This is a genomic window from Janthinobacterium sp. PLB04 (assembly GCF_021165895.1).
GTDB classification, from domain to species: Bacteria; Pseudomonadota; Gammaproteobacteria; order Burkholderiales; family Burkholderiaceae_D; genus Janthinobacterium; species Janthinobacterium lividum.
Genome location: NZ_CP088968.1, coordinates 1,149,585 through 1,160,789 on the forward strand (window position 1 = coordinate 1,149,585; position 11,205 = coordinate 1,160,789).

The 11,205-nt window shown below is 62.6% G+C and carries 9 protein-coding genes; 5 read left to right on the plus strand and 4 right to left on the minus strand.

Going from position 1 to position 11,205, the window contains the following annotated elements; genetic code table 11:
• Window positions 1-48: 48 nt before the first annotated feature.
• The 5 genes from purH (at window position 49) to LSO07_RS05075 (ending at window position 4,494) form a co-directional block, all read left to right on the plus strand.
• Window positions 49-1,635, plus strand: a complete 1,587-nt coding sequence (gene purH / locus LSO07_RS05055) for a bifunctional phosphoribosylaminoimidazolecarboxamide formyltransferase/IMP cyclohydrolase (protein WP_151092635.1) — start codon at window positions 49-51, stop codon at window positions 1,633-1,635.
• Between the two features lie 136 nt (window positions 1,636-1,771).
• Window positions 1,772-2,311 (plus strand): crossover junction endodeoxyribonuclease RuvC, encoded by a 540-nt coding sequence (gene ruvC, locus LSO07_RS05060; protein ID WP_099390050.1) that lies wholly within the window; start codon window positions 1,772-1,774, stop codon window positions 2,309-2,311.
• A 42-nt stretch (window positions 2,312-2,353) separates the two neighbouring features.
• The gene (ruvA, locus tag LSO07_RS05065) at window positions 2,354-2,932 is read left to right on the plus strand and encodes a Holliday junction branch migration protein RuvA (RefSeq protein ID WP_151092637.1); all 579 of its coding nucleotides are present in this window, start codon (window positions 2,354-2,356) and stop codon (window positions 2,930-2,932) included.
• Between the two features lie 6 nt (window positions 2,933-2,938).
• Window positions 2,939-3,994 (plus strand): Holliday junction branch migration DNA helicase RuvB, encoded by a 1,056-nt coding sequence (ruvB, locus tag LSO07_RS05070; RefSeq protein ID WP_034749202.1) that lies wholly within the window; start codon window positions 2,939-2,941, stop codon window positions 3,992-3,994.
• A 32-nt stretch (window positions 3,995-4,026) separates the two neighbouring features.
• Window positions 4,027-4,494: a YaiI/YqxD family protein gene (locus LSO07_RS05075; RefSeq protein WP_034785335.1), complete on the plus strand. Its 468-nt coding sequence runs from the start codon at window positions 4,027-4,029 to the stop codon at window positions 4,492-4,494.
• 52 nt (window positions 4,495-4,546) lie between these two features.
• On the opposite strand, the gene LSO07_RS05080 is transcribed toward LSO07_RS05075, so the two are convergent.
• The 4 genes from LSO07_RS05080 to LSO07_RS05095 all read right to left on the minus strand — a co-directional run bounded on the left by LSO07_RS05080 (window position 4,547) and on the right by LSO07_RS05095 (window position 11,127).
• A complete protein-coding gene (locus LSO07_RS05080) occupies window positions 4,547-5,686 on the minus strand; it encodes an OmpA family protein (RefSeq protein ID WP_151092639.1) in 1,140 nt (379 codons plus the stop codon).
• A gap of 13 nt (window positions 5,687-5,699) precedes the next feature.
• Complete coding sequence (locus LSO07_RS05085; RefSeq protein ID WP_225317182.1) at window positions 5,700-7,475, minus strand: ice-binding family protein; 1,776 nt, start codon at window positions 7,473-7,475, stop codon at window positions 5,700-5,702.
• Between the two features lie 273 nt (window positions 7,476-7,748).
• Window positions 7,749-8,204, minus strand: coding sequence for a DUF2147 domain-containing protein (locus tag LSO07_RS05090; protein WP_034784781.1), 456 nt, complete (start codon window positions 8,202-8,204; stop codon window positions 7,749-7,751).
• 115 nt (window positions 8,205-8,319) lie between these two features.
• On the minus strand, window positions 8,320-11,127 hold the full coding sequence (locus tag LSO07_RS05095; protein ID WP_151092643.1) for a valine--tRNA ligase: 2,808 nt from the start codon (window positions 11,125-11,127) through the stop codon (window positions 8,320-8,322).
• Window positions 11,128-11,205: the final 78 nt, after the last annotated feature.

Sequence of the window (11,205 nt, forward strand, 5' to 3'; positions counted from 1 at the left end):
CCGGGCCTGCGCCATTCGCCAAGAACACTTAACCACCTAGCCACAGCCATGATCAAACAAGCTCTCCTCTCCGTTTCCGACAAGACCGGCGTTCTCGAATTCGCCCGCGCCCTGTCCGCCCTCGGCGTCAACCTCCTGTCCACGGGCGGCACCGCAAAATTGCTGGCTGACAACGGTGTTCCCGTCACGGAAGTTGCCGATTACACGGGTTTCCCGGAGATGCTCGATGGCCGTGTGAAGACCCTGCACCCGAAAGTGCACGGCGGTATCCTGGCGCGCCGCGATTTCCCTGAGCACATGTCGAAACTGGTCGAGCACGACATGCCGACCATCGACATGGTGGTGGTCAACCTGTACCCGTTCCAGGGCACGGTCGCCAAGGCCGATTGCACCCTGGAAGATGCGATCGAAAATATCGATATCGGTGGCCCGACCATGCTGCGTTCGGCAGCCAAGAACCACAAGGACGTGGTTGTCATCTGCGACCCGACCGACTATGACGTGGTGCTGGCGGAAATGCGTGCGGCCGACGGCAAGGCAGGCGACGTCAGCTACGATACCAAGTTCATGCTGGCGAAAAAAGTCTTTGCGCACACGGCGCAATACGATGGCGCCATCACCAACTACCTGACCAGCCTGGGTCCGACGAAAGTGCACGCCGAGCGCGGCGCCTATCCGCAAATCTTGAACGTTGCCTTTGAAAAAGTGCAAGACATGCGCTACGGTGAAAACCCGCACCAGAGCGCCGCCTTCTACCGCGACCTGGTCACCACCGATGGCGCGCTGGCCAACTACCGCCAGCTGCAAGGCAAGGAATTGTCGTATAACAACATCGCCGACGCCGATGCTGCTTGGGAATGTGTGAAGAGCATGGGCGGTTTCGAGCAAAGCGCCGCCTGCGTCATCGTCAAGCACGCGAATCCATGCGGCGTCGCCCTGGGCAAAAATGCGGCGGAAGCGTATGCGCGCGCCCTGCAGACGGACCCGACCTCGGCATTCGGCGGCATCATCGCGTTTAATACCGAACTGGATGGGGCCACGGCCGGCGAAATCGCCAAGTTGTTCGTCGAAGTGCTGATCGCCCCGTCGTTCTCCGCGGAAGCGAAACAGATTCTGTCGAGCAAGCAAAACGTGCGCATGCTGGAAATCCCGCTGGGCGGAGGCGTGCACGCCATGGACTTCAAGCGCGTCGGTGGCGGCTTGCTGGTGCAGTCGCCGGATGCGAAAAACGTCGGTATCGGCGACTTGCGTGTGGTCAGCAAGCTGCAGCCAACGCCGCAGCAACTGGCCGACCTGATGTTCGCCTGGAAAGTGGCGAAATTCGTCAAGTCGAACGCCATCGTCTTCTGCGGCAATAACATGACCCTGGGCGTGGGCGCAGGCCAGATGAGCCGTATCGACTCGGCCCGCATCGCGTCCATCAAGGCGCAAAACGCCGGCCTGTCGCTGACGGGTTCCGTCGTGGCGTCGGACGCCTTCTTCCCGTTCCGCGACGGCCTCGACGTCGTCGTCGACGCGGGCGCAACCTGCGTCATCCACCCGGGCGGCTCCATGCGCGACCAGGAAGTGATCGATGCGGCGGACGAGCGCGGCGTCGTGATGCTTTACACGGGCACGCGTCACTTCCGTCATTGATAATTGAACCCAACGGCAATGACCGGGGTCGGACCCTAAGGGGCCGACCCCAGATGTTGGTTTGGGTTGCTGCGACACAATACGGCAGGCACCGGTTATTCACCGGTGCCTGCCGTATTCATTATAGAATCTGGCGATGATTATTCTTGGCATCGATCCTGGCCTGCGCACGACCGGCTTTGGGGTCATTGAAAAACACGGCAACAAGCTGCGCTATATCGCGTCGGGTACCGTCAAGACAGGTTCCGAAGGGGAATTGCCGCCGCGCCTGAAGGTCATCCTGCAGGGCGTGAGCGAAATCGTCGGCACCTACCAGCCCGATTGCGCGGCCATCGAGAAAGTGTTTGTCAACGTCAATCCCCAATCGACCTTGCTGCTGGGCCAGGCGCGCGGCGCGGCCATTTGCGCGCTCGTCCATGCCGACCTGTCGGTGGCCGAGTACACGGCGCTGCAAGTGAAACAGGCTGTCACGGGCCACGGCAAGGCGGCCAAGGAGCAGGTGCAGGAAATGGTGTCGCGGCTGCTGTCCTTGCCCGGCTTGCCCGGCACGGATGCGGCCGATGCCCTGGGCGTGGCCATTTGCCACGCCAACAGCATCGATGCGCTGGCCATGCTCGGCGCGCTGGCGCCCCAGCTGCAGGGGCTGCGCATGAAGCGCGGCCGTTTAGTGGGATAGCTGCATGGCCCTCATATATATACACAACATTAGGAACACGCGATGATAGGCCGTCTCTCCGGTATTTTGCTTGAAAAGAATCCACCACAATTGCTGGTCGATTGCCAGGGCGTCGGCTATGAAGTCGACGTGCCGATGAGCACCTTTTACAACCTGCCCCACGTGGGCGAAAAAGTCGTGCTGTTCACGCACCAGGCCATCCGCGAAGATGCGCACCTGTTGTTTGGCTTCGGCAATGCGGCCGAGCGGGCCGTGTTCCGCCAGTTGATCAAGATCACGGGCGTGGGCGCGCGCATGGCCTTGTCGATCCTTTCGGGCATGACGATAGCCGACCTGGCGCAAGCCATCACCCTGCAGGATTCCGGCCGCCTCGTGAAAGTGCCGGGCATCGGCAAGAAAACGGCCGAGCGCCTGTTGCTGGAATTGAAGGGCAAGCTGGGTGCCGATATCGGCGCCGGCGGCGCGCATGCGGCGCCGGATGCGCAATCGGACATTTTGAATGCCCTGGTTGCGCTCGGCTATTCGGACAAGGAAGCGCTGGCCGCTGTGAAAAACGTGCCGGCTGGCAGCGGCGTGTCGGAAGGCATCAAACTGGCGCTGAAAGCGCTGTCGAAAGGCTGATAACGCATGAGCATCCAGACCGACAGCTTCACGGAACAGCGCATCATCGATGCGGCGCCCATTTCGCACAACGAAGAGGCGATCGAACGGGCCTTGCGCCCCAAGCAGCTCGACGAGTATGTGGGACAGGAAAAGATCCGCGACCAGCTCGAGATTTTCATCACGGCTGCGCGCCAGCGCAAGGAAGCGCTCGACCACACTTTGTTGTTCGGCCCGCCGGGCCTGGGCAAGACGACCCTGGCGCACATTATCGCGCGCGAAATGGGCGTCAATCTGCGCCAGACCTCCGGCCCCGTGCTGGAGCGCCCGGGCGACCTGGCCGCGATCCTGACCAACCTGGAAGCGAACGACGTCCTGTTCATCGATGAAATCCACCGGCTGTCGCCCGTCGTGGAAGAGATTTTGTATCCGGCGCTTGAGGATTATCAGATCGATATCATGATCGGCGAAGGCCCGGCCGCCCGTTCCGTAAAGCTCGATCTGCAACCGTTTACATTGGTGGGCGCCACCACGCGCGCCGGCATGCTGACCAATCCGCTGCGCGACCGCTTCGGCATCGTCGCGCGCCTGGAGTTTTATAACACGGGCGAATTGACGAAGATCGTTACGCGCAGTGCGGCCTTGCTGAAAGCGCCGATCGACCCGGAAGGCGCGCACGAGATCGCCCAGCGTGCGCGCGGCACGCCCCGCATCGCCAACCGCCTGCTGCGCCGCGTGCGCGATTTCGCGGAAGTCAAAAGCAATGGCGAGATCACCAAGGTGGTGGCCGACCGCGCGCTGGCCATGCTCGATGTCGATTCCGCCGGTTTCGACGTGATGGACCGCAAGCTGCTCGAAGCCGTGCTGTTCAAGTTCGGCGGCGGCCCCGTCGGCATCGGGAATCTGGCTGCGGCCATCGGCGAAGCGGCCGATACCATCGAAGATGTGCTGGAACCGTATCTGATACAGCAAGGTTTCCTGCAGCGCACGCCCCGTGGCCGCGTCGCCACGCCGGCCGCCTACCTGCACTTTGGCGTCAGCGCCCCGCGCATGGGCCCGGGCGGCGAAGCGTGGGAACTGTGATGGCGGAAGGCAGCCGGCAGACCACGCCTGGCATGCAGATATGGATCGACGCCGATGCGTGTCCCGTCGTCATCAAGGAAATTTTGTATCGCGTGGCCGACCGCCTGGAATTGCCGCTCACCCTGGTCGCCAACCAGGGCTTGCGCGTGCCGCCCTCGCGTTTTATCCGCACCGTGCAAGTGCCGTCCGGCGCGGACGTGGCCGACCAGGAAATCGTGCGCCTGTTGAATCCCGGCGACCTCGTCATCACGGGCGACATCCCGCTGGCTGCCGACGTGCTGAGCAAGGGCGGTTTTGCGCTCAATCCGCGCGGCGAGTTTTACACGAAGGATAATATCGCCCAGCAACTGACGATGCGCGCTTTCATGGAAGAATTGCGCAGCGGCGGCGTCGACACGGGCGGTCCGGCCGCCTTCAGCCAGTCCGACCGGCAACAGTTTGCCAATAGCCTGGACCGGCATTTGAGCAAGCACCACCGCAAGCCTGCGCCAGCGCAATAATCTCTGGACGAAAAAAAACCGGCGTCAGCCGGTTTTTTTATGTGCATGCAACTTAGCGTGCAACTTTGCGCGTGCCTACCACTTCCACCGTCACGCGGCGGTTCTTGGCGCGGCCGGCGGCACTCGTGTTGTCGGCCACCGGTTGCGTTTCTCCCTTGCCTTCCGTGTAGACGCGGCTCGTTTCCACGCCTTGCGCCACCAGATAGGCCTTGACGGCTTCGGCGCGGCGCTGCGACAGTTTCTGGTTGTAGGCGTCGGAACCGACGGCATCCGTATGGCCGACCGTGACGATGACCTCCAGGTCCATGCCCGTCAATTGACCGAGCAGCTGGTCCAGCGCCGCCTTGCCTTGCGGCTTGAGTGTCGATTGATCGAAATCAAACAGCGCTTCGGAGGCAAACGACACTTTTTCCGCTACGGGGACAGGCGCCGGTGCGGCCACGATGACAGGTGCCGGCATGGCGACGACAGGGGCGACTTCGGGCGCCGGCTGGTAGGCGGGCGTGGCGCTGGCCGGGCGGCCCAGTTTATACACGAGGCTGACGGAATACAGGTCCGCATCGCCGCGGTTGCCGACGGCATCGTTCAAGCGATAACGCTCGACTTCGCCGCGCAGGGCCAGCGCTTCGCTGAACTTGTATTCGAGGCCGAAGCCCAGCTTGGCGTTGAGCTTGCGCTCGCTGGCATGGGTATTGGTCGAACCGAGCAGGCGGTTACCGCTGAACTCCGTGTTGGTCTTGGTGTAGTGCATGCCGACACGGCCCAGCAACGACAGGCGCTGCGACAGCGGCAGCTGGCCCAGCAGGTCCAGGTTCACGCCGCGAAACGCCGCTTGTCCGTTGAGCACGCCGTTGCCGCTGGTGGTCGACTTGAAATCGAACTTGCCCAGGTCAAAGTAGCCCGCTTCCACGGCGACATACTGGTTCAGTTGGCGGCCGACAAACAGCTTATAGCCGGTGTCGCGCTGGTCCTTGCTGAAGCCGGTGACGGTTTCGCCGTTGGCGGCCAGGCTGGCGCGCAGGCGCGGCTCGTCGATGGTGGCGCGCGACTGGCCCACGCCCGCGCCGATGTACCAGGCGCTGTTGGCCCAGTCCGGGTTGATGAAAGTGTTGTCCTGCGCCTGCGCCGATTGCGCCGCCAGCAAGGCGCCGGCCATGACGCTCAGGGCGCCCAGTGTGTGTGCGATAGTCATCGTCATGTCCCGATTATTTGGTGATCTGGTTGTTGCGCAGGGTAACGGCGGCAGCCGTCAGCACGCGGCCATTGAGCAGGGTCGTGTTGTCGCCCACCGTGATGGCGGCCGACTGGCCCAGGATATTGCCCTTGAAGACGCTGTTCGCGGCCAGGGTGGTGGGGCCGACGGGCAGCCAGCTGACGTTGTCGGCCGTGGCGCCGTTATTCAGGGCAACTACCGAATTGACGGTCGAGTCCAGGGTCAGCGCCGTGCGGAAGATGTACACGCCGGGACCGTTCAGTGTCAGCGTACCGGTAATGCTGATGGCACCGGCATAGCAATACACGCCGGGGCCGAAGGTCTGGCCACCGAGGTCGATGCCGCCGGCAAAGGTGACGTCGCAAGTCCGGCTATTGCCGTCCGTGATCGCCGCTTGCAAATCCGTCATGGCGCCGGCCAGGATGGCGCCCGACTTGTAGTTGGTAAAGCCGGCCGCCTGAGTCGGATCGGTGGTCTGCGAAGGCGCGCCGACGTCGCCCGTGATCAGGGTGGTGCCGCCCGAGTTGTTCGTGATCGAGGTGCCGGCCAGTACGCCGAACGGCGCCGCGCGGCCCAGGACGATCGGATTGAGGACGGGCGGGATGGCGACGGCCGTGACCGTCAGCAATGCGCTGCCCGACTGGCCGCCGGCTGTGGCCGTGATGCTGCTGGTGCCGGCGGCGATGCCGGTGGCGACGCCCGTGTTCAGTACGCTGGCGTTGGCAACGGTGCCCGACGTCCAGGCGGCGCTGTTGGTGACGATGGCGTTCGAGCTGTCCGAATACGTTGCGGTGGCAATGAATTGCTGTTGGGCACCAACAGCGATGCTGGCCGTGGCTGGCGTAACGGCGATGCTGACCAGGGTGAGGGCAGGTACGGTCACGGTGGTGCTGGCCGTCTTGCCGTTGAAGCTGGCATTCATGACGCTGGTACCAAAGGCAACGCCGGTGACGAGGCCGCCGCTGGCGACGGTGGCCGAGGCGGGCGTGACTGAAACGAAGGTGCTGCCGGTCGTGACGTCCACGCTGCTGCCATCCGAATACGTGGCAAGGACGGCCAGCTGGCGCGTCGCGGCGGCCGGGATGACGGGGTTTTGCGGCGTGACGGCGATAGCCAGCAGGGTCGCTGGCGTGACGGTCAGCACGGTGCTGGCTGTCAAGGTGCCCGTGGTGGCCGTGATCTGTGTCGTGCCGGCAACCTTACCCAGCGCCAAGCCGCCAGCGGCGATGCTGGCCGTGGTAGGGCTGGCCGAAGCAAAGGTCGACACAGCCGTGACGTCGCGCGTGGCGCCGTCGCTGAAGCTGCCGCTCACCGTGAATTGCTGTGTTGCGGCGATGGCGATGGATGGCGCGAGCGGCGTGATGGCGATCGCCGTCAAGGTGGCCGGCGAGACGGTCAGCTGGGCCGCCGCGCTCTTGCCGCCGAACGCGGCGCTGATGCTGCTGCCGCCTGCAGCGATGCCGGTGCTCAAGCCTGTGGCGCCATTGACTGTCGCACTGGCTGGCGTGGCCGACGTCCAGGCCGACTTGGCGCTGACGTCTTGCGAAGAGCCGTCGCTATACGTGGCGATGGCCGTGAATTGCTGGCCCGCGCCGATGGCGACCGTGGCCGTGGCTGGCGTGACGGCCAGGCTGGACAAGGTGGCAGCCGGCAAGCCGAGGATGGGATCGCGTCCCTGGTCGCCGCCGCCACAGCCGGCCAGGGCGGCCATGGCCAGCAGACCTGCCGAGACGAGCAGCGGGTTCAGATATCGCTTGAAGAGATTCATATAATTCCTTTGTGCATGGCAGTCACTGCCGGGCATCCGCGGATGAGGTCATCCGGCAGAGCCATGCCGCCTTTCGCTACAGGGCGATGGCGTCACAGGCATGCACTATTTCATTTAGGAAACTGAAGGTATGTGCGCTGGCGCGCTTAGCTTGTCTTTGACGGGGAATGGGTTCAAAAGGGAACGATTCGGCCTGAAAAACAACGGCCGTGTGCGGAAAGCAGGCACAAAAAAGCCGGCGCAGGGCCGGCTTCGACAGGGCGGGGCGGTTGCTTACTCTTCGCGCACCCACGTTTGCGAGCGCCCAAACATCGGCACGCCGACATAGCCGCGCACTTGCAGCTTGGTGCCGCCTTCCGTCAGTTCTGCCTTGCTCTTGTAGACCTTGCCGCTGGCCGGGTCCGTGATTTCGCCGCCCGTCCATTCCTTGCCGTCATATTTCAGGCCGGACAGGATCACCAGGCCGATGATGGGCTGGTCCTTGTTGGCGCCCGTGCACTTGTCGCACTTGGGATTTTGATCTTCATTCGGGCCACGGAACAGCTTTTCGATCTTGCCTTGCAAGACACCATTGTTTTCCGTGATGACAACGAGGGATTTCGGCTTGCCGCTGGCGTCATCGATGGTTTTCCACGTGCCGACGGGGGTGTAGTTGCCGTCGCGCGCGGTGGCGCTGCCGGCGATGGCCAGGGCGGCCACCAGTACGCTTGCTTTGAATAGTTTATGCATCGCTAGTCTCCTGTGGTTTTTTTGATCTGTTACGAAACAGTATAGATACCAAGGCAAGACCAGCAGTGCTGCGCGGCGTCAGGAGATGACGCCGCGCAATCCTTCCAAACTTGCCTTATGCGCTGGCTAGTTTAGCAAACTGTTCGCGCAGTTTTTCAATTGTCGCCGAAAAACTGAGCAAACGCTCGTTTTCTTGCGCAACGATGGCGGCAGGGGCGCGCGCAACAAAGCTTTCATTGCCCAACTTGCTGTTGACCTTGGCAATTTCCGCTTCGATGCGGGCGATTTCCTTGCCCAGGCGCTCGCGTTCGGCAGCCACGTCGATTTCCACTTTCAGCATCAGCTTGGTGGTGCCGACGATGGCGACGGCCGCTGGCGAGTCCGGCAGCGCATCGACGATCTGCACTTCGGCCAGCTTGCCCAGCGACTGGATGTACGGTGCGTACGACGCCAGCGCGGCTTTTTCCGTGGCATTGCCCGCTTCGACGATCAGCGGCACGCGCACGGAAGGCGAGATCTGCATTTCGCCGCGCAGGTTGCGCGTTGCATCCGTCAAGGCTTTCAGCTGCTGCATCCACGCTTCCGCACTTTCATCGATCTTCTCGGTGTTGGCGATCGGATACGGCTGCATCATGATCGAATCGCCCTCTGGCTTGAGCGTCTTGCCGGCCAAAGGCGCCACCGTTTGCCACAACGCTTCCGTAACGAACGGGATGATCGGATGGGCCAGGCGCAGCACGACTTCCAGCACGCGCAGCAGGGTGTGACGGGTGGCGCGCTGCTGGCCTTCCGTGCCCTGTTGCACTTGGACTTTCGCGACTTCCAGGTACCAGTCGCAATACTCGTCCCACACGAATTTGTAGATGGTGGCGGCGATATTGTCGAAACGGAAGTCTTCAAAGCCCTTGGCCACGTCCAGTTCCGCTTTTTGCAGCAGCGAGATGATCCACTTGTCCGCTTGCGACAGGTCGGCGTCATTCGGTGTGCAGTCCTTGCCTTCCGTATTCATCATGACGAAACGGGTGGCGTTCCACATCTTGTTGCAGAAGTTGCGGTAGCCTTCGCAGCGGCCCAGGTCGAAATTGATGTTGCGGCCCAGCGATGCATAGCTGGCCATGGTGAAGCGCACGGCGTCCGTGCCGTAGGCGGAAATGCCTTCCGGGAATTCCTTGCGCGTTGCCTTGGTGATCTTTTCCGCGTCGCGCGGGTTCATCAATCCGGTGGTGCGCTTGACGATCAAGCCTTCCAGGTCGATGCCGTCGATCAGGTCGATCGGGTCCAGGGTGTTGCCCTTCGACTTGGACATCTTCTGGCCCGTCGAATCGCGCACGAGGCCGTGCACGTAGACGGTTTCAAACGGTACCTTGCCCGTGAAGTGCGCCGTCATCATGACCATGCGCGCGACCCAGAAGAAGATGATGTCGAAACCCGTCACCAGCACGGACGATGGCAGGAAGGCTTTCATGTCCGGCGTTTCTTCCGGCCAACCCATGGTCGAGAACGGTACGAGCGCCGACGAGAACCACGTGTCGAGCACGTCGTCGTCGCGTTTCAAGGGGCCCGTGCTGCCGGCCGCCTGCGCCTTGGCGATGGCTTCCGCTTCCGTCTTGGCAACGAAGATATTGCCGGCATCGTCGTACCACGCCGGGATTTGATGGCCCCACCACAGCTGGCGCGAGATGCACCAGTCCTGGATGTTGTTGAGCCATTGGTTGTAGGTGGTGCTCCAGTTTTCCGGCACGAACTTGATTTCGCCATTGGCGACCTTGTCCAGCGCCGTTTCCGCGATCGACTTGCCTGGGAAGAAGGTGCCTTCCGGGGCCGGTTTGCTCATGGCGACGAACCACTGGTCCGTCAGCATCGGCTCGATGACGACACCCGTGCGGTCGCCGCGCGGCACCATCAGCTTGTGCGGCTTGACTTGTTCCAGCAAGCCTTGCGCGTCGAGGTCGGCGACGATCTGCTTGCGCGCGGCGAAGCGGTCCATGCCGCGGTAGGCTGCCGGCGCGTCGTCCGTGATCTTCGCGTCCAGGGTCAGGATGACGATCTGCGCCAGCTTGTGGCGCTGGCCCACGGCGTAATCGTTCATGTCGTGCGCCGGGGTGATCTTCACGCAGCCGGTGCCGAATTCCTTGTCGACGTATTCGTCGGCGATGATGGGGATTTCGCGGTCCGTCAGCGGCAGTTTCAGCATCTTGCCCACCAGCGCCGTGTAGCGCTCGTCCGTCGGATCGACGGCCACGGCCACGTCGCCCAGCATGGTTTCAGGACGGGTCGTGGCCACCGTCAGGAAACCGCTGCCGTCGGCCAGCGGGTACTTGATGTACCACATGGAGCCGTCTTCTTCCTCGGACACCACTTCCAGGTCGGACACAGCCGTGCCCAGCACGGGGTCCCAGTTGACGAGGCGCTTGCCGCGGTAGATCAGGCCTTGCTCGAACAGGCGCACGAAGACGTCGGTGACGACTTTCGAGCGCGGTTCGTCCATCGTGAAGTATTCGCGCTGCCAGTCGGCCGAGGCGCCCAGGCGGCGCATCTGGCCGGTGATGATGGAACCGGATTTTTCTTTCCATTCCCACACTTTTTCCACGAATTTTTCGCGGCCCAGGTCATGGCGCGAAATCTTTTGCGCATCCAACTGGCGTTGCACGACGATCTGCGTGGCGATGCCCGCGTGGTCGGTGCCGGGTATCCAGGCCGTGTTGTGGCCCAGCATGCGGTGGTAGCGGGTCAGGCCATCCATGATGGTCTGGTTGAACGCATGGCCCATGTGCAGGGTGCCGGTGACGTTCGGCGGCGGCAACTGGATGCTGAAGGAAGGTTTTCCCGCATCGAGGGTGGCGGTAAAGTAACCGCGCTGTTCCCACTCGGTGCGCCAGAATTGTTCAATGTCGGCGGGCTCGAAAGACTTGGCTAATTCCATGATTTGGCGTGTGATTGGCAAAAGGAACCATTATAGATGACGCGGCATCGCCTGCAGCGTGGCAAGCCGCCTTTTTCA

What these genes read in the sequence shown, in the direction of transcription:
- purH (WP_151092635.1), top strand. Translation starts at nt 49, where the DNA reads ATGATCAAACAAGCTCTCCTCTCCGTTTCCGACAAGACCGGCGTTCTC.
- LSO07_RS05075 (WP_034785335.1), top strand. Translation starts at nt 4,027, where the DNA reads ATGCAGATATGGATCGACGCCGATGCGTGTCCCGTCGTCATCAAGGAA.
- ruvB (WP_034749202.1), top strand. Translation starts at nt 2,939, where the DNA reads ATGAGCATCCAGACCGACAGCTTCACGGAACAGCGCATCATCGATGCG.
- ruvA (WP_151092637.1), top strand. Translation starts at nt 2,354, where the DNA reads ATGATAGGCCGTCTCTCCGGTATTTTGCTTGAAAAGAATCCACCACAA.
- LSO07_RS05080 (WP_151092639.1), bottom strand. Translation starts at nt 5,686, where the DNA reads ATGACTATCGCACACACACTGGGCGCCCTGAGCGTCATGGCCGGCGCC.
- ruvC (WP_099390050.1), top strand. Translation starts at nt 1,772, where the DNA reads ATGATTATTCTTGGCATCGATCCTGGCCTGCGCACGACCGGCTTTGGG.
- LSO07_RS05085 (WP_225317182.1), bottom strand. Translation starts at nt 7,475, where the DNA reads ATGAATCTCTTCAAGCGATATCTGAACCCGCTGCTCGTCTCGGCAGGT.
- LSO07_RS05095 (WP_151092643.1), bottom strand. Translation starts at nt 11,127, where the DNA reads ATGGAATTAGCCAAGTCTTTCGAGCCCGCCGACATTGAACAATTCTGG.
- LSO07_RS05090 (WP_034784781.1), bottom strand. Translation starts at nt 8,204, where the DNA reads ATGCATAAACTATTCAAAGCAAGCGTACTGGTGGCCGCCCTGGCCATC.